This is a genomic window from Rhizobium changzhiense (assembly GCF_013087625.1).
Classification (GTDB): Bacteria; Pseudomonadota; Alphaproteobacteria; order Rhizobiales; family Rhizobiaceae; genus Rhizobium; species Rhizobium sophorae.
In genome coordinates, this window is sequence record NZ_JABFCQ010000007.1 from 150448 (window position 1) to 167612 (window position 17165).

Consider the following 17165-nt stretch of genomic DNA (forward strand, 5'->3'; position numbering starts at 1 on the left):
CGGGAGGCTGCATGGCAGAGCTTTCACTCAGCAACATCGTCAAGCGCTTCGGCGGCTTTGAGATCATCCACGGCGCCAATCTGGAGGTGAAGGACGGCGAATTCGTTGTCTTCGTCGGCCCCTCCGGCTGCGGCAAGTCCACGCTGCTCAGAATGATCGCCGGCCTCGAGGACATTACTTCAGGCGAGCTTCAGATAGGCGGCAGGGTCGTCAACGATGTCGAACCGGCCGATCGCGGCATCGCCATGGTCTTCCAGTCCTATGCGCTCTATCCGCATCTGACCGTCGAGGAAAATTTGAGCTTCGGCCTGCGCATGAACGGCAATCCGAAGGCCGACACCGAGCAGCGCGTGCGCCATGTCGCCGAGATCCTGCAGATTACCGAGTTGATGAAGCGGCGGCCGAAGCAGCTTTCCGGGGGGCAGCGCCAGCGTGTCGCGATCGGCCGCGCCATCGTGCGCGAACCACAGGTCTTTCTGTTCGACGAACCTTTGTCGAACCTCGACGCCGAACTGCGGGTGCAGATGCGCGTCGAAATCTCCAGGCTGCACAAACAGCTGGGGACGACGATGATCTACGTCACCCACGACCAGACGGAAGCGATGACGCTCGCCGACAGGATCGTCGTGCTGCGCGCCGGCAATATCGAGCAGATCGGCGCACCGCTCGACCTCTACGATGATCCCGCCAATCAGTTCGTCGCCGGCTTCGTCGGCTCGCCGAAGATGAATTTCCTCAAGGCCGTGGTGGTTGAGACGCAGCCGGGCAGGGCGGTGATCGCACTGGAAAGTGACGCCAATACCCGCCTGACGCTGCCGGTCGCCGATCCCATCGAAGCCGGCGCAAAAGTGACGCTGGGCATCCGTCCCGAACATTTCGTCGATGCGGGCACGGGCGATTCCGACCTCACCGTCACCATCGACGTCGCCGAACACCTCGGCAATACCAGTTACATCTACGCCACCATTGGCCCCGAGCAACTGATCATCGAGCGGCCGGAATCGCGCGTCGCCGGCAATCGCGAAACGCTGACAGTCGGCCTTCCCGCCAACCGCACATTCCTTTTCGACGGCGCCGGCAAACGGCTTCGCTAAACGCAATCCCAAGGCAGAAAGACGAAAGAGGTTTCCATGACTTCCGATCAACCGATCCGCTGGGGCATCATCGGCCCCGGCACCATCGCCCGCACCTTTGCCGATGGCGTCGCCCATTCGCGTACCGGCAAACTGGTGGCGATCGCCACGCGCAATCCTTCCAAACCGGGACTTCAGGAAAACTTCCCCGGCGCCCGTATCGTCAACGGCTACGAGGCGCTGCTTTCCGACCCCGAGATCGATGCGGTCTATATTTCCGTGCCCCATACCGGCCACGCCGAATGGGCGATCAAGGCCGCGCGCGCCGGCAAGCATATCCTGGTGGAAAAGCCGATCGCGCTTTCGGCCTATGATGCCGAAGCCGTTTATTACGAAGCCAAGAAGGCCGGCGTCTTTGCCGGTGAGGCCTTCATGTACCGCGTACATCCGCAAACGGAAAAACTGGTCGAGCTCGTTAAAAGCGGCGTCATCGGTAACGTCCGCATCATCCGCTCGAGCTTCGGCTTCAACATGGGCAGCTATAGGCCGGAACACCGGCTTTTCGCCAATGATACTGCCGGCGGCGGCATTCTCGATGTCGGCGGTTATCCGGTCTCGATGGCCCGGCTGATCGCCGGCGCCGCAGAGGGCAAGTCCTTCCTCGAACCGGAGAAGGTATCGGGCGTCGCCCATCTCGGAGAGAGCGGCGTCGATGAATGGGCCTCTGCCGTGCTGAAGTTCCCGAACGAGATCATCGCCGAAGTCTCCTGCTCGATCATGGCGAATCAGGACAATGTGCTACGCATCATCGGCTCGGAAGGCCGGATCGAGGTCCAGGACTTCTGGTTTGCCTCCGGCCACAAGGGCGGCGTCGGCAAGATCGAGATCTTCAAGGGCGGCAGCCGCGAGACCGTCGAGGTGAAGGAAGACCGCTGGCTCTATTCCTTCGAGGCCGACGCGGCGGGTGATGCGATCCGCGCCGGTAAGACGGAATTCAGCTCTCCCGGCATGAGCTGGGCAGATTCGATCGGAAACCTCAGGGTACTCGACCAGTGGCGCGCCTCAGTCGGGCTCGAATACGGTGTTGAGAAAGCCAGCAAACGCACGGCAAACATTGCCGGCGGAACGGTCGCGCGTGGCAACAGCGTTCCGCAGCGTCAGATTCCCGGCATTTCCAAGCCCGCCTCGGTCGTCACACTCGGCTTCGAGTTCTTCCCGAACTTCGCTTCGGCTTCGCTGACGCTCGACGCTTTCTACGAAGCCGGAGGCAATACCTTCGACACGGCCTATGTCTATGGCGGCGGCAAGACGGAGGCGATCTTCGGCGACTGGCACACGAGCCGCAAGGTGCCGCGCGACGAGATCGTGCTGATCGGCAAGGGCGCTCATTCGCCGCTCTGCTATCCCGATATGATCGCAAAGCAGCTCGACCAGTCGCTTGCCCGGCTGAAGACTGACTATGTCGACATCTATTTCATGCATCGCGACAATACCGACGTGCCCGTCGGCGAGTTCGTCGATGCCATGGATGCCGAGGTCAAGCGCGGACGCATCCGTGGCATATTCGGTGGCTCGAACTGGACGCGGGGCCGCTTCGACGAAGCGATCGCCTATGCCGAAAAGACCGGCAAGACGGCGCCAGCGGCACTTTCCAACAACTTCTCGCTCGCCGAGATGCTCGACCCGATCTGGGCCGGCTGCGTTGCCGCTTCCGATGACGATTGGAAGAAATGGCTGAACGAGAAGCAGATCCCGAACTTTGCCTGGTCGAGCCAGGGCCGCGGCTTCTTTACCGACCGCGCCGGCCGGGACAAACGGGACGATGAGGAGATCGTGCGGGTCTGGTATTCCGAGCGCAACTTCGGACGCCGCGACCGCGCTATCGAGCTTGCCAACAAGCTCGGCCGCAATCCGATCCACATCGCACTTGCCTATGTGATCGCCCAGCCTTTCCCGGTCATTCCGCTGATCGGTCCGCGCACCGTCGCCGAATTGGAAGACAGCCTCTCGGCGCTCGACATCAAGCTGACGCCTGAGCAGGTGAAGTGGCTTGAAGGCTGACGAGACAGGCAAGGGGCGCGGTGCGAGCCGCCAGCCCTCTTAGCCGTTGCTTCATCAACACCCCTTGTAACCTCGGTTATCAGGGGTGTTTCGCATGGTGGATTTCATCATCGTCGTCTACGGACAGCATCTCGACTGGAGCGTAAGCATCCTTCTGCCGTGCATCTCTGATTGCCGCAATTTCAACAATACCGTCTCGCGAGCGAATTGTGAGCACCAAGGGAGGCATACTTACCTTGCGCGTTCCTTCCAGGATTCCCCTTTCGGTCATTTGGGGAAACGATGAAAGAAGCTCTCTTTGCCTTTCCAGGCGTTCAACGAGTTTCTTTGCCGCGGCTGGGTTAACCTCTGCGAGTTCGGCAATCCTGCTCAAAAACCAGCGTTCTGCACTTTTGGAAAGGCGAACGCGAGGCATCAACGCACCCGCATACGGCGTCGATATTCGGCGGCATCGACGATTGCCCGAGCCTTCTCTAGCACGTCCTCCAGATCGACGCTGTCCCCTCGATCCAGTTCATCAAGGCCTTGAGCATCTGCAAGGATTTCGGCCCCTTCAATTGCAAGATATTGACTGAGCGCCTTCTGCATTACCCAGGTACGATCACGTTCGAGAATTGCGGCGATACGATCAAACTCCGAAACCAGCGACGTCGGCAGTCTCAGAGAAACTTGAGATTTTTCACTGTTCAGCATAATTATCGCTCCGTAATACAGCGAATTACACCGTAACCCACACCCCGACGAAGTCAAGGCGCCGTGACCCTCGCGGTGGCGCGATCAGCTTCAGCTGCACCATCTCCGGGAAGGGCGATGCCGCCCATTCCGCCGATTCCACATTTAGGTAAGGGGCGCGGTTTGAGCCGCGCCCCTTACATTCTATTTGCGCGGCTCGGAAGCTTTCTTCCTGGCCGCATCGTCCATCAACTCATACCACATGGCGTTGAGGACGGCGAAGGCAGCGGCCAGCGGCAGGCCGAGCATCCATGCAAAATACCACATCGTTTGGTCTCCCTCAGAGCAATCCAGGAAAAGTGCGAAGCGGTTTTCCGTCCGGAATTGCGTAAAAACAAAAGGTTAGAGCGGTTCTACTGAATCGCTCTAGTAAGCGTGGCTATTTTCATCGGTGATGGACTTCTCATCGACCTTGCCCCACAGAACCTTGTAGACCCAGGTTGTGTAGGCGAAGATGATCGGCAGGAAGATCACCGTCACCACAAGCATGATGAACAGCGTCATGTGGCTGGAGGATGCATCCCAGACCGTCAGGCTCGATCGCGGATCGAGCGAGGAGGGCAGGATGAACGGGAACATCGACAGGCCGACCGTCGAGATGATGCCGAAGATCGCGACTTTGCTGAAGAGCAGTGTCATGACCTCGCGCTTTGCCCGCATGGCAATGAAGGCCAATGCCGCGCCGACGAAGCCGAGGACGGGCGCGATGATCATCCACGAATGGGCACCGTAGTTGGTGAGCCATGCGCCCTTCTCCAGTGCCACGGTTTTGAGCAGCGGGTTGGAAGGGCCGATCGGGCTGATATCGCTGGTGATGCGGTAGCCACCGACGCCGATCCAGAGGAAGAGGCCGCCGAGCGCGAACAGCACGATGACGGCAAGGGCGGCGATGCTGCCATAGCTTCTGGCCCGTTCGGCCACCGGACCGCTCGCCTTCAGCACCAGCCAGGCCGCACCGTGCATCGTTAGCATGGCGACCGAAAGCAGGCCGCAGAGCAGCGCATAGGGATTGAGCAGGGCGAAGAACGAGCCTTCGTAGAAGATCCGCATATCGTCAGCAAAGCGGAAGGGCACGCCCTGCAGCACATTGCCGACGGCGACGCCGAAGATCAGCGACGGCACGAAACCGCCGATAAAGAGCGCCCAGTCCCAGCCATTGCGCCAATTGGCGCTTTCCCGCTTCGACCTGTATTTGAAACCGACCGGGCGCAGGATGAGCGCGAAGAGGATCGCGAACATCGCCAGATAGAAGCCCGAGAAGGAGACAGCATAAAGCGGCGGCCAGGCGGCGAAGATGGCGCCGCCGCCGAGGATCAGCCAGACTTGGTTGCCCTCCCAGGTGGCGCCGATGGTGTTGATCGCCACGCGGCGTTCCGTATCGGTCCTGGCGACGAAAGGCAAAAGTGTGCCGACGCCGAGATCGAAGCCGCCTGTCGTCGCAAAGGCGATCAGCAGGACGCCGAGCAGCAGCCACCAGATGAGACGCAGGGTTTCATAGTCGATGAGTTCGTGAAGGATCATGGCAGGTCACTCCGCGGCCGGGACGAGGGTTTCGGAAATCAGAACCGCTTCCGGCTCGTCGTCCGGCTCCGGTCCTTGCTTGATTGCCTTGATCATCAGGCCCATCTCGATGACGATCAGCGTCGTGTAGAGTGCCGCAAAACCGATGATGGTCAGAAGCACGGTGCCAGCGCCGAGGCTGGAGACGGCGGCAGCCGTCGGCAGCACGCCTTCGATCACCCAGGGCTGGCGGCCGAACTCGGCGACGACCCAGCCGAGTTCGATGGCAACCCAGGGCAGGGGAATGGCAATCACGGCAATCCTTAAAAGCAGCGGGTACTTGTCGAGATGGCGCCGCGCCGACAGCCAGAAGAAGGTGGCGGTCAACAGGATGAAGAAGATACCGAGACCGACCATGATGCGGAACGACCAGAAGAGCGTCGGCACGTGCGGGATCGTATCGCGTGCGGCCTGAACGATCTGTTCCTCGGTCGCTTGACGCGGATCGTCGACATAGCGCTTCAGAAGAAGAGCGTAGCCCAGATCATGGCCGAGATCCTCGAACGAAGTGCGCACTTCCTGCGCAACCTGACCCTGTGCCGGTGCCGAACGGATCTGCATCAGAGCGTCGTAAGCCTTGATGCCGTCGCGAATGCGGGTTTCGGCCTGCTGTTCGAGCTTGTCGATGCCGGGGATTTCGGTCGTCAGCGATCGCGTGCCGATCAGGCCCATCACCCAGGGAATATGCACGGCAAAATGCGTCTCACGCGCCTCCTGGTCAGGGAAGCCGAAGGCGGTAAACGCCGCCGGAGCCGGTTCCGTCTTCCACATGCCCTCGATCGCGGCGAGCTTCATCTTCTGGTTTTCGGTCGCGAGATAACCGCTCTCGTCGCCAAGGACGACGACTGATAGAGCCGAGGCGAGGCCGAAGGAGGCGGCGACCGTCATCGAGCGCTTGGCAAGCTCGATATGCCGGCCCTTCAGCACATACCAGGCAGAAACGCCAAGCACGAAGATCGAGGCGCAGACATATCCCGCTGATACCGTGTGGACGAATTTCGCCTGGGCAACCGGGTTGAAGACCACGTCGAAGAAGCTTGTGATCTCCATGCGCATCGTCTGCGGATTGAGCGCCGATCCCACAGGGTTCTGCATCCAGCCATTGGCGATCAGGATCCAGAGGGCGGAAAAATTCGAACCGAGCGCGACAGCCCAGGTGGCGACCAGATGGCCGACCTTCGACAGCTTGTCCCAACCGAAGAAGAACAGGCCGACGAAGGTCGCCTCGAGGAAGAAGGCCATCAGGCCTTCGATCGCCAGCGGCGCACCGAAAATGTCGCCGACATAATAGCTGTAATAGCTCCAGTTCATGCCGAACTGGAATTCCATGACGATGCCGGTGGCAACGCCGAGCACGAAGTTGATGCCGAACAGCGTGCCCCAGAATTTCGTCATCTGCCGCCAGATCTGGCGGCCGGTCATCACATAGACGGTTTCCATGATCGACAAGAGCACGGACAGGCCGAGCGTCAAGGGCACGAACAGGAAGTGGTAAAGCGCCGTCAGCGCAAATTGGAAGCGCGATAACGCGACGATATCTAGTTCCATTGTCTTTCTCCCACGGTCCCACGGGGTACAGGGCGTTCCTCAGCGCCGACCGGCGCGTGAGGGCATGCAGTTCGCTCAGTCCGGCCGAAGCCGGTCGAGCGCCTTTTCGAACGCCGCCTCTCCGCGGCGCGAAATTTCTGTGATGCGACCGCCTTCGATGACGGCGATGCGGTCCGCGATCGCCGCCTCCCGGCGGATATGCGTGGCGATCACCAGCGAGCGGCCCGCCGCCATTGCCGACAGCCGGAGGAGCACGTCGCGAGCGGTGATGCCGTCAAGTCCCTCGGTCGGCTCATCGAGCAGCCAGAGTGGCGTGTCGCGCAGGAAGAGCCGGGCAAGCGCCAGCCGGCGCGACTGGCCGCCGGAAAGTCCGAGCCCGCCTTCGCCGAGCGGCGTATCGATCCCCCGCGGCATGGCCTCGACATCGGCAAGCAGGCCGGCGGCAGCGAGCGTTTCGCGAAGACGAGCCTCATTCGCATCCGGGTTCGCAAGGAGCAGGTTGCCGCGCAGGCTGTCCTCGAAAAGTTCTGTCCGTTGCGTGAGCAGCGTCGCCGTCATCGCGGCAACGTTTCCGGTCCTTGCTGGCAATTCGCCGGAAAGGAGAGCAAGCAGGCTCGACTTGCCGGCGCCGCTGCTGCCAATCACGGCCACGTGTTCGCCTTTTGCAAGCGCAAGCTCAATGCCCTGGAGCGCCGGCACGGCGGAGTTTTCATGGAAGGCCGACACCTTCGCCAGCGAAAAGGCGTATCCCGGCAACGACGCCGCCAATGGTTCGGGTGCCGCCGCGACGGCAAGCTGCGGCGCGATGCGCCTTGCCGCAAGCAGCGTCCGCCCAAGTTCCAGGGCGCCACGGCGCAGCGCAGCGAAGGGTTCGACTGCCGCAAAGGCGACGAGCAGGCCGAGTGCGGCGACAGGAGCGGTAATCATCTTCGTTTCCGCAAGTGCCGCGACGGCAAGCAGTGATGCCGTCAGCAGCAGGGTGGATACGAGGCCGAAGCCGAATGTCAGGCCGGTCTCGACGCGGTTCAGCCGGTCGTCGGCGCGGGCGGAGTATTGGTCTGCCGCGGCAATCGTCTCCCTCTGTGCGGCAAGCCGGCCGGCCATCAGCAGATCGGTCTGACCGGCGACGAGATCGATCGTCCGCGACCGCAGCGCCTCGATGCCATGGGCGCGTTGGCGGGCATGTTTGCGCGCCGCCCGGCCAGCGATCAACGGCAAGCCGAGGCCGGCACCGGCGAGAAAAAGGCCGAAGCACAGGCCGAACACGGGATGCATCAGCCCCAGCACGAGGCTTGCCACCAGCGCTGCACCGATCGCGACAGCAGCCGGCACGAGGATGCGCAGGTAGAGGGAATCGAGCGCATCGATATCGGCCGTCAGCCGGAAGAGCAGCCGTGCGGGACGATGTGACAGCGCGCGGGCAGCACTCGGTTCGGCAAAACCGCGAAACAGCCTTTCGCGCAAGGCGGCGAGCACGCCGAGCGTTGCGTCATGGGTCGCAAGCCTTTCGCCGTAGCGCGCGGCCGTACGGACGATGGCGAGCAGGCGGATGCCGGCTGACGGCGCAAAAACGTCGAAGGTGATGGCGGCAGCGGCCGAAAGGCCGGCGAGCGAAGTGGCGGTGATGAACCAGCCGGACAGGCCGAGCAGCGCAATGCCGGCCGTCACCGTCGCCGCCGAAAGTGCTGCGCCGAGCAGCAGCGCACGCCGGCGCTCGGCAAGGAACAGGCGCAGGATCGGCTTGAGGTCGGCAGCAAATGTGCTCATTCGGCGGCCTCCCTCATAACGATGTCGCTATCGACGCGAATGATGCGATGCATGCGGGCGACAAGCAGCGGATCGTGGGTCGCAACGATCAAAGTGCGGCCCCTGGCGAGCGAAAGCAGGTTCTCGGTCACCTCGGCGGCGGTGGCGGCATCGAGATGCGCGGTCGGCTCGTCGGCGAGGATGATCCGCAGATGCGGATTGCAGGCGGCCCGCGCGATCGCCAGCCGCAGCGCCTCGCCGCCGGAAAGTCCGATTCCGCCTTCGCCGAGCGGCCGGTTGCCATAGGCGGCTGCGACTTTTCCGAGCCTGGCGGCGTCGAGCGCATCCGTCACGTCGCCGCGCAGGATATCAGGCCTGCCGAGCGCGATATTGCCGGCGATGGTGCCGGCAAAAATATGCGGTCTTTGGCCGATCCATGCCATGCCGGCGCGCAAGGCATGGGCGCTTTGATCCGCAAGTTCGATGCCGCCGATGACGATGCGTCCGCCGGTACAGGGCGCCAGCCCTGATATGAGCGAAAGAAGCGTCGACTTGCCGGAACCGCTGGCGCCGAGAAGCGCCAGATGTTCGCCGGCCGCGATATCGAGGTTGAAACCGTCAAGGACCAACGCCTCGGCGGCGTTATAGCGGAAGTCGACATTCTCAAGACGAATGGCCGGCGCTTCGGCGAAGGCAGATACCGCTGGCGCGACGTCGGCTGCTCCTCGGATGGACAGGCCGCCGGCTGCGAGGGTGTCCAGGGCCTTCAGCGCCGCTTCGCCAGCCGCTCGATCGTGCCAGACGGCCGAAAGTTCGCGCAGCGGCTCGAAGAAGGCCGGCGCCAGCAGCAGAATGAACAGTCCCTCGGTCAGGTCGAGCCGGCCTACCCAGGTGCCGAAGCGGATCTCACCGAGCAGGCTGAAGCCGACATAGACGGCAATCATCGCCACGCCGAGGGCTGCGAAAAGCTCGAGCACCGCCGAGGACAGAAAGGCGATCTTCAGCACCGCCATGGTGCGCGCACGCAGCGACTCCGCTTCCAAGCGCAGCCGCAGGGCGGTTGTATCCACGGCGTCGAGCGCGCGGATGGTCGCCAGTCCGCGCAGCCGATCGAGCAGGAAGCCGTTGAGGCCGCCGGTCGCAACCAGCTGCCTTTCGCTGGCAGCCTGAGCACGCCAGCCGATCAGCGCCATGAAGATCGGGATCAGCGGCGCGGCGAATAGCAAAACCAACGCAGCGATCCAGGAGACCGGAAGGATAAAGGCAAGGATGACGAGCGGCACGAAGCTCGCCTTCATGCGCGCCGGCTGAAAACGGGCGAGGTAAGACACGATCAGTTCGGCCTGTTCACCAATGACACTTGCTGCCTTGCCGGAGGCGGGCCGGCCGCGGTCGACCGGCGATGACATGGATACTGCCGCGACGGCGATCTGCCGCCTGCGGCTGAGTTCGGCGCGGGCGGCTTGAAAAGCCAGGCGGCCGCCGGCTGCGTCGAGACAGCTTCTTGCAAATCCGAGGGCGAGGATGCCGAGGGCTGGCCAGACAACGTCATGCAATCCGCCGCCATCGGCGATGCGGCCGACCGAGATGGCCAGCAACCCGGCCTGCGGGATCCAGACGGCAGCGGCCAGCGCCTGCAGCATCGCCGCTCTGCGCAGCCCGCCTTTCGCATCACCTGGGCCGGTGACAGGCGAGACTGTATCGCCGTCCGGCAACGGCTCGGCCTCTTGTCCGTCCTTCGCCTCGAAGAAAGCAGTGCCCATGGCGCTAACTCTTGTTCGCAGGATTTGGCCGGCGGCTGCGGCCGAGCGAAACGACCCGGTCCTTGGCCTCCAGAAGCTTGGTCACTTTCGCGCCTAGCGAGAGTAACGTTGCGAGCCTTTCTGTTTCAAGTTGTTTTACGTCTTCATACCAATGTGTCAGCTGCTCGATCAGCGTGTGCATCTCGCTCATGCGTTGCTGCGCATGGCGCTCGGCTTCGCTGGCCGGCCGCTGCATCAGGATTTCGCGCAGGACCGACAGCGTCGGATCGACTTCGCGCTTCTTTCGCTCCTCGGCAAGCGTCCTCAATATGTGCCAGACATCATCCGGCGTGGTGAAGAAATCGCGGCGGTCGTCCGGCTTGTGTTTCAGGATGACGAGGTTCCAGGCCTGCAATTCGCGCAGGCTCATCGAAACATTCGAGCGCGAGATGCCGAGCGACTCGGCGATCTCCTCGGCGCAGACCGGAGCGGGCGAGACGAAGAGCAGGGCATAGATCTGGCCGACCGTGCGGTTGATTCCCCAGCGCGACCCCATTTCGCCGAAGTGGAGAACGAAGGACTGAACGAGAGGCGGAAGGTTCATGGTCGTTTCCGTTGTGTCTGTGATTTCAGAAATTTCTGAAATCACTATACTGACTTTCGCGTCTTGCCGGCAATCGGCAAGGCATGCCTGCGTCAATTTGGATGTCCGTTCGTTGATCGTTGGCTAGCTATAGCCGGGTGCGACGTGGCTGGGCTTGACTTGGGTCAAGTCCACAGCACTTTACCGCAATCACGCAGAAACGCCCGGCGATGCGCTTGCCTGCCGGGCGTTCTGGTCTGATTGAGATGTCTAGGCCGCCGCTGCTGCCCAGTTTTCGTTCAGGAATGCCGTCCGGCTCAGATCAAGCCGGCCAGGATGCCGACGCCAGCAATGGCGGCAATGCCACCTGCCGTGCGCGTCACGAAGACGCCCTGGCCTTCACCGGCGCGGCCGATGACGTAACCAAGGACGAGACCGGCGACATGCAGCAGCGCCGTCGCGGCCATGAAGCCGGCGGCATAGGCGGCACCGGCGGCATTTTCCGGCATTTCGGCGCCATGTGCATGACCGTGGAAGATGGCGAAGAGGCCGATCATGCCAAGTGCTGCAGCGAGCGGCGCCTTGACATTGAGCGCAACGACGGCGCCGAGGACGACGACGGAAAGCGCGATGCCAATTTCAACGAAGGGAACATTGATCCCGGCAACGCCGAGCGCACCGCCGAGTGCCATTACCAGAACGAAGGTCGTCGGCACGAGCCAGGTGGCGCGGCCACCGAGCTGAAATGCGAAAACACCGACCATCACCATGGCGAGGACATGATCGAGGCCAGAGATCGGATGGGCAAAGCCATGGCTGAAGCCGGCAGCTTCGCCGATGGCGGGATGGGCATAGGCGACGGCTGGAAGCGCTGCGGCAGCCAAGGCAAGCAGACCGCTCTTGAGTGCTGATTTCATTGCTCATTCCCTCGTGAGTTCGAATATCCTGCGGCCGCCGAACACAGGCATGGTTCCAAGTCGCGTGCATCACGCTAGTTCAAAGAATTCGCGCCGTCAACGAAAATGCCATGAAATACCGAGCCAATTCAATTGCTTATCTGATAGGCAGATGCCGCTTTCGATAGCGCCTCCCAGCGCCCCAGGGACTCAAGATCGAACTGGAAACGGTCCCCCACAGAGGCTATCAATCGTCCGGCAGAGACGGCGCAGACCGCCGTGATGGAGGAGACGCCATGACGAATACCGAACGGCCGCTGGCGATCAGCGCGCCCGAGCCGCGCACGCTCGATCTGATTTTCAGCGACAAGGCGCGCGCCGAATTGCAGGCGAAATATGAGATCGTCGAGGCAGATCCCGAGAATATCGCCGGTCTCGGCGACGAAGTCCTCGGCAAGGCGCGTTACATCATCGGCCAACCGCCACTTTCGGCGGAAACGCTGGCCAGAATGCCGGCCTTGCGTTCGATCCTCAATGTCGAAAGCAATCTTCTCAACAACATGCCCTATGAGGTGCTCTTTGAGCGTGGCATCCATGTGGTGACCACAGGCCAGGTCTTTGCCGAGCCGGTTGCCGAAATCGGTGTCGGTTTCGCGCTGGCCTTGGCGCGCGGCATCGTCGACGCGGATGTCGCTTTTCGCCAAGGCAACGAACTCTGGGGAGGGGAGGGGAATGCAAGTGCGCGGCTGATCGCCGGCTCCGAGATCGGCATCGTCGGCTTCGGCGATCTCGGCAAGGCGCTGCGCCGGGTGCTTTCCGGCTTCAGGGCGCGCATCCGGGTATTCGACCCCTGGCTGCCGCAATCGATCCTCGAGGAAAACGGTGTAGAGCCGGCAAGCATGGAGGACGTGCTGACGAAGAGTGATTTCGTCTTCGTCGTCGCGGCCGTCACCAGCGAAAACAAGGGATTTCTCGGCGCGGACGCCTTCGCCAGCATGCGCAAGGGCGCGGCCTTCATCCTGCTCAGCCGCGCCGATGTCGTCGATTTCAATGCGCTGATGGCGGCCGTCTCGTCAGGCCATATCGTCGCGGCGAGCGACGTCTACCCCGAGGAGCCGCTGCCTTCCGATCATCCGGTGCGGAGCCTGAAGGGCTTCATCCGCTCGGCGCACCGGGCCGGCGCGCTCGACAGCGCCTTCAAGAAGATGGGCGACATGGTGCTCGAAGACATGGACCTGATGGATCGCGGCCTGCCGCCGATGCGCTGCAAGCGAGCGGAACGCGAAACGGTTTCGCGCATGCGTTCCAAACCGGTCGCGGTGAATTAGACAGAAGAGGCGCGCCACTCAGGCGGCGCGCTGCTCGGCGCCTTGGATCGCGGCGAGCTTCCAGTCGGCGCTCGGCTTGCGCACGAAGGTCCATACCTCGGTGCTTTCGCTCGGGTGGCGATCGTCGCCGGAAACCATCCGGCCGCTGTCGCGTTCGACCATGGCATCGATCGAGGAATAGCGCATGGCGAGCGTCGCATATTCCTGACCATCCTCGCGCCAGGCCTCGGCAATATCGCCCTGCAGCAGCTTGACGTCGGAGACGCGGTTGCGCACGCCGTTGGTGGCGTTTTCGCCGAGTTCCTCGGCAAGATAGGACATGGCCTCAGGCGTCGTCAGCCGACGCAACGTGCCGTAATCTTCGGCACCGTAGGCGGTCTGCACTTGGGTCAGCAGTTCCTCGAACTGATCGAGATCGGCCTGAGCCAGCCCGATCTCGTCGCTCGGGCGGTTGCCGCGCGAGGACGAAGCTGAACCGGCGCCCGAACCGATCGCCGGAATCTGGAAGGACGAGTTGCCGGCAGGCGACATGCCATAGGATGGCTGGCCATAGGATTGTGGAGAGGATCGGCTCTGGCCGCCGACGCCGTAGGAAGGCTGGCGCCGGTTGGCGAAATAACGCATGGCGAGCATGACGGCACCGCCGATCAAGGCGATCTGCAACAACATGCCGAGAAAACCGAAGCCGCCGCCGAAACCGTGACCGAGCAGCATGCCGAGAAGGCCACCGGCAATCAGGCCGCCGATCATCGAACGGCCGAATCCGCCGAACATTCCAGGGCGCTGAGCGCCGAGGGGCTGTTGCGCGGTAGCCGGCGCGGTGGTCTGCGGACGTGGCGTCATCGATCGTTCGATCGGTGCTGCGGTTCCAGGCGCGGTGCTGGTGACAGGCGGGGCCTGGAAGGTGCGCGTGCCGCGGCTTCCGAAACCGCCGCTTCCGGCGCGGCGCGCCTCGGCATCGTCAAGGGAAGCAAAAACGGTAGCGCTCGTCAGAGCGGCAATGGCCGCGATCTTGGCAAAACGCGAAACGGCACTCGGCATTCCTGATCTCCTGTCATGCGCAATCACGGCATGTCGAGATGTAATATAGGGACTCTTTCCGCCGTGTGAAGCTCTTCGGCGCCATTACTGGCAGACGTCGACCCAGCTGGCGCCGGTCAGCTCCGCCAGCCGTCCGGTGGCGATGCGCACGGCCGAGTTCGTCGAGCCGGCCGCCGGCACGACTTCATCAAAGCGTTTCAGCGAGATGTCACAATAGATAGGCAGCGGCGAAGGCAGGCCGAAGGGGCAGACGCCGCCGACCGGATGGCTGGTGACTGCCACAACCTCTTCGGCATCGAGCATGCGCCCCTTGGCTCCGAAGGTGTCCTTGAACTTGCGATTATCGAGCCGCGCCGTGCCGCCGGCAACGACCAGCATCATCTTCTCACCGACGCGCAGGCAGATCGTCTTGGCGATCTGGGCCGGCTCGACGCCATGGGCTTCGGCGGCAAGCGCCACCGTCGAGGAGCTCTCGGCGGTTTCGATGATTTCAATATCGGGTGCGTGGGCGTGCAGGAAGGCGCGAACGGATTCAAGGCTCATGGGATGGACGTGCAAAAACGATGATCGGAGGATATGATGGATGCAGAAATCCAAGCATGATTCCGTAGCCTAAAGTTCCGGGCAATTCAATCAAGGCGCGGCGCGTTCGCTTGGCGATAGTGAGTTCGAATTCCATCTGATTTCATGGCGACAAGCCAGTCGGGATGATTTGCCTTGAACCATCCCGGCCGGCTATTCCCTCAAGATGAGCGAGGACGCCGATCTATTCATCGGACAAAGCGAGGTCACAGCGCAGCCATGATGGAAAGGAGTCGAAGCTGTTCACCATGCGACGACGTTTCCACCGGGCAATGATGATTGCGAGGAGAATCTCTCGAAAGCTAAATCGCGAGCAAAGCTCGCTCATGGATGTCGCCAGGCTCTCGCCGGCGTGCTGATTGTTCATGATCAATCGCGGTCAGAATTCTGAACCGCCCTTCTTTCAAACCTGAAGAGCGCAGCGCCGTGTCGCACGGACGTCGCCGTGCGCAGAGGCTGCGTGCGAAACGCGTGCCGTCTTCGGATGGTGAAGCTTGAAAGGTCTCGGATATGATCGAGGGGTAAGGAGCTTCGGAGGCCTATGCCAAAGAGGCGTTAGACGAAGAAATATCTGTCATTGCACGCCTCCATTGTTGGTTGGTTCCTGCACTACTCATAGCTGATTGAGAAAACGCAGGCAAGGGCACCATTCAGGTCTTCAACACCGCCATCGATGCTGATTTTCATCAAGAACCGATGAGGCCTCTTCATCGGTAATTGACCACGCCGAGAACATCGTCATAATAATTTTGCACACGTGCTCAATTTTGTCATTCGGCCGTTACGTTCAATCCCTAGAGCGGGATACGCCACGTTTTCGTGGGGTTTTCGGAACGGCCGTCACGCAACAGTGATGACCCGTCAAGAGGCCTCACACTGCTCTTCCAGGGAGACGAAGAAGATGACCATTTTGCCGACATTGAAATCCCTTGCCGTCGCAGCCGCCATCCTGGCTTCGACCACCGCAATTGCACTCGCCAAGGACGTTCACATCAGCGTCTGGGCCGGCGGTACCGGCCCGAACGACGTCTATCGCCTCGACGCCATCGAGATCGCAGCCCAGCAGTTGCAGCGTGAAGCCGCTCTCAAGGGCGAAGATCTGAAAATCACCGTCGAAAAGAAGCCTTATTCGGCTTGGGAGGACTTCAAGCAGGCGCTGACCCTTGCCGCCGAAGCCAAGACCGCCCCGAATATCGTCGTCAGCGGCCATGAAGACATAGCGCCATGGTCACAGGCAGGCCTTATCGTTCCGATCGAGGATTATGTCGATCTCGACTCCTGGCCGCTCAGCGACATCTATGAAAACCTGTTGGAGATCGCCTCTTACAACGGCACCGTCTACGGTATCCCGCAGGATGCCGAATCCCGCCCGATGTTCTTCTGGAAGCCTTACATGAAGGCGATCGGTTACAGCGATGCCGATCTGGACGCGTTGCCGCAGAGCGTCCAGGACGGCAAGTACACCATGAAGAACCTGCTCGAAGACGCCAAGAAGATGCAGGACAAGGGCCTCGTCCAGGCCGGCTACGGTTTTTATCCGCGCACCAGCAACGGCCCTGATTACTGGCAGTTCTACACCAGCTTCGGCGGCACGATGGAAGAAGGCGGCAAGCTCGTTTTCGACAAGGCCGCGATGACCCGCACCTATCAGTTCTTCACCGACGCCGTGAAGACCGGTGTTACCAAGAAGAACCACATCGGCATGCCGGGCGACCAGTGGTGGAAGGAAGTCGCCACCGGCAAGGCCGGCATCTGGGACGGCGGCACCTGGCACTATGCCCGCCTCGTCAACCAGGAAGGCCTGAAGGACTTCTTCGGCAACGTGATCTTCACGCTGATCCCCGCCGGCGAAGGCGGCAAGGCCAACACGCTGACCCATCCGCTCGTCTACCTGCTGACCGCAGGTCACAGCCAGGAAGACACCGAGATCGCCGCTCAACTGGTCAAGATCGCCTCCGAGCCACGCACCAACGCGCTGCATGCGGTCAAATCAGCCCATCTCGGCATCTCCAAGTCGGAAGCCACGGTCGACTTCTACGCGGCCGACCGCTGGACCCGCGAAGCCACCGAGCGCCTGCTGCCGCATGCCAATGCGATGCCGAACAATTCCGATTTCGGCAAATATTGGAACATCATGTGGAAGAACCTCGAAGCATCCTGGACCGGCGCCAAGACCGTGGACGCCGCGGTCGGCGATGCCGAGAGCGAGCTGAAGAGCACGCTCGGCGACAAGATCGTCATCCGCTAAGATCGACTCTTCCGGGCGGCGGCAC

Annotated in this window: 15 protein-coding genes; 4 read left to right on the forward strand and 11 right to left on the reverse strand. The window is 61.9% G+C overall.

The features are described 5' to 3' along the window. Positions 1-11 precede the first annotated feature (11 nt). Positions 12-1094, forward strand: coding sequence for an ABC transporter ATP-binding protein (locus tag G9X68_RS28200; protein WP_171605185.1), 1083 nt, complete (start codon positions 12-14; stop codon positions 1092-1094). 36 nt (positions 1095-1130) lie between these two features. Further along, complete coding sequence (locus G9X68_RS28205; RefSeq protein ID WP_171605186.1) at positions 1131-3134, forward strand: aldo/keto reductase; 2004 nt, start codon at positions 1131-1133, stop codon at positions 3132-3134. A 79-nt stretch (positions 3135-3213) separates the two neighbouring features. Here G9X68_RS28205 and G9X68_RS28210 read toward each other — a convergent pair whose 3' ends face one another. From G9X68_RS28210 to G9X68_RS28250, 9 genes are all read right to left on the reverse strand, one after another. Next, positions 3214-3549, reverse strand: coding sequence for a type II toxin-antitoxin system RelE/ParE family toxin (locus G9X68_RS28210; protein ID WP_171605187.1), 336 nt, complete (start codon positions 3547-3549; stop codon positions 3214-3216). Then, positions 3549-3827: a CopG family ribbon-helix-helix protein gene (locus tag G9X68_RS28215; protein ID WP_171605188.1), complete on the reverse strand. Its 279-nt coding sequence runs from the start codon at positions 3825-3827 to the stop codon at positions 3549-3551. The genes G9X68_RS28210 and G9X68_RS28215 overlap by 1 nt, the downstream gene beginning before the upstream one ends. A gap of 183 nt (positions 3828-4010) precedes the next feature. Further along, the gene (cydX, locus tag G9X68_RS28220; protein ID WP_024320108.1) at positions 4011-4133 is read right to left on the reverse strand and encodes a cytochrome bd-I oxidase subunit CydX; all 123 of its coding nucleotides are present in this window, start codon (positions 4131-4133) and stop codon (positions 4011-4013) included. 99 nt (positions 4134-4232) lie between these two features. Then, positions 4233-5387: a cytochrome d ubiquinol oxidase subunit II gene (cydB, locus tag G9X68_RS28225; RefSeq protein WP_171605189.1), complete on the reverse strand. Its 1155-nt coding sequence runs from the start codon at positions 5385-5387 to the stop codon at positions 4233-4235. Between the two features lie 6 nt (positions 5388-5393). Continuing rightward, positions 5394-6974 (reverse strand): cytochrome ubiquinol oxidase subunit I, encoded by a 1581-nt coding sequence (locus G9X68_RS28230; RefSeq protein ID WP_171605190.1) that lies wholly within the window; start codon positions 6972-6974, stop codon positions 5394-5396. Positions 6975-7049: 75 nt separating this feature from the next. After that, the gene (locus G9X68_RS28235) at positions 7050-8741 is read right to left on the reverse strand and encodes an amino acid ABC transporter ATP-binding/permease protein (RefSeq protein ID WP_171605191.1); all 1692 of its coding nucleotides are present in this window, start codon (positions 8739-8741) and stop codon (positions 7050-7052) included. Further along, entirely contained in the window at positions 8738-10483 is a 1746-nt protein-coding gene (cydD, locus tag G9X68_RS28240) for a thiol reductant ABC exporter subunit CydD (protein WP_171605192.1), read from the reverse strand. Before cydD ends, G9X68_RS28235 begins: the two co-directional genes overlap by 4 nt. Positions 10484-10487: 4 nt before the next feature. Next, the gene (locus tag G9X68_RS28245) at positions 10488-11066 is read right to left on the reverse strand and encodes a GbsR/MarR family transcriptional regulator (RefSeq protein WP_018448951.1); all 579 of its coding nucleotides are present in this window, start codon (positions 11064-11066) and stop codon (positions 10488-10490) included. A 296-nt stretch (positions 11067-11362) separates the two neighbouring features. Beyond that, positions 11363-11962 carry a HupE/UreJ family protein gene (locus G9X68_RS28250; RefSeq protein WP_171605193.1) on the reverse strand — a complete coding sequence of 200 codons (600 nt, stop codon included), beginning with the start codon at positions 11960-11962 and terminating at the stop codon, positions 11363-11365. Positions 11963-12237: 275 nt separating this feature from the next. Between G9X68_RS28250 and G9X68_RS28255 the strand changes: the two genes are divergently transcribed. Beyond that, positions 12238-13269 carry a hydroxyacid dehydrogenase gene (locus G9X68_RS28255; protein ID WP_171605194.1) on the forward strand — a complete coding sequence of 344 codons (1032 nt, stop codon included), beginning with the start codon at positions 12238-12240 and terminating at the stop codon, positions 13267-13269. Positions 13270-13287: 18 nt separating this feature from the next. Here the strand turns inward: G9X68_RS28255 and G9X68_RS28260 are convergent, their stop codons facing one another. Further along, positions 13288-14310 (reverse strand): Tim44 domain-containing protein, encoded by a 1023-nt coding sequence (locus tag G9X68_RS28260; protein WP_171605195.1) that lies wholly within the window; start codon positions 14308-14310, stop codon positions 13288-13290. Between the two features lie 84 nt (positions 14311-14394). Continuing rightward, a complete protein-coding gene (locus G9X68_RS28265; RefSeq protein ID WP_171605196.1) occupies positions 14395-14853 on the reverse strand; it encodes a YbaK/EbsC family protein in 459 nt (152 codons plus the stop codon). A 940-nt stretch (positions 14854-15793) separates the two neighbouring features. Here G9X68_RS28265 and G9X68_RS28270 point away from each other — a divergent pair. After that, complete coding sequence (locus G9X68_RS28270; RefSeq protein WP_171605197.1) at positions 15794-17140, forward strand: extracellular solute-binding protein; 1347 nt, start codon at positions 15794-15796, stop codon at positions 17138-17140. The last annotated feature ends 25 nt before the right edge of the window (positions 17141-17165 follow it).

What these genes read in the sequence shown, in the direction of transcription:
- G9X68_RS28200 (WP_171605185.1), top strand. Translation starts at nt 12, where the DNA reads ATGGCAGAGCTTTCACTCAGCAACATCGTCAAGCGCTTCGGCGGCTTT.
- G9X68_RS28205 (WP_171605186.1), top strand. Translation starts at nt 1,131, where the DNA reads ATGACTTCCGATCAACCGATCCGCTGGGGCATCATCGGCCCCGGCACC.
- G9X68_RS28210 (WP_171605187.1), bottom strand. Translation starts at nt 3,549, where the DNA reads ATGCCTCGCGTTCGCCTTTCCAAAAGTGCAGAACGCTGGTTTTTGAGC.
- G9X68_RS28215 (WP_171605188.1), bottom strand. Translation starts at nt 3,827, where the DNA reads ATGCTGAACAGTGAAAAATCTCAAGTTTCTCTGAGACTGCCGACGTCG.
- cydX (WP_024320108.1), bottom strand. Translation starts at nt 4,133, where the DNA reads ATGTGGTATTTTGCATGGATGCTCGGCCTGCCGCTGGCCGCTGCCTTC.
- cydB (WP_171605189.1), bottom strand. Translation starts at nt 5,387, where the DNA reads ATGATCCTTCACGAACTCATCGACTATGAAACCCTGCGTCTCATCTGG.
- G9X68_RS28230 (WP_171605190.1), bottom strand. Translation starts at nt 6,974, where the DNA reads ATGGAACTAGATATCGTCGCGTTATCGCGCTTCCAATTTGCGCTGACG.
- G9X68_RS28235 (WP_171605191.1), bottom strand. Translation starts at nt 8,741, where the DNA reads ATGAGCACATTTGCTGCCGACCTCAAGCCGATCCTGCGCCTGTTCCTT.
- cydD (WP_171605192.1), bottom strand. Translation starts at nt 10,483, where the DNA reads ATGGGCACTGCTTTCTTCGAGGCGAAGGACGGACAAGAGGCCGAGCCG.
- G9X68_RS28245 (WP_018448951.1), bottom strand. Translation starts at nt 11,066, where the DNA reads ATGAACCTTCCGCCTCTCGTTCAGTCCTTCGTTCTCCACTTCGGCGAA.
- G9X68_RS28250 (WP_171605193.1), bottom strand. Translation starts at nt 11,962, where the DNA reads ATGAAATCAGCACTCAAGAGCGGTCTGCTTGCCTTGGCTGCCGCAGCG.
- G9X68_RS28255 (WP_171605194.1), top strand. Translation starts at nt 12,238, where the DNA reads ATGACGAATACCGAACGGCCGCTGGCGATCAGCGCGCCCGAGCCGCGC.
- G9X68_RS28260 (WP_171605195.1), bottom strand. Translation starts at nt 14,310, where the DNA reads ATGCCGAGTGCCGTTTCGCGTTTTGCCAAGATCGCGGCCATTGCCGCT.
- G9X68_RS28265 (WP_171605196.1), bottom strand. Translation starts at nt 14,853, where the DNA reads ATGAGCCTTGAATCCGTTCGCGCCTTCCTGCACGCCCACGCACCCGAT.
- G9X68_RS28270 (WP_171605197.1), top strand. Translation starts at nt 15,794, where the DNA reads ATGACCATTTTGCCGACATTGAAATCCCTTGCCGTCGCAGCCGCCATC.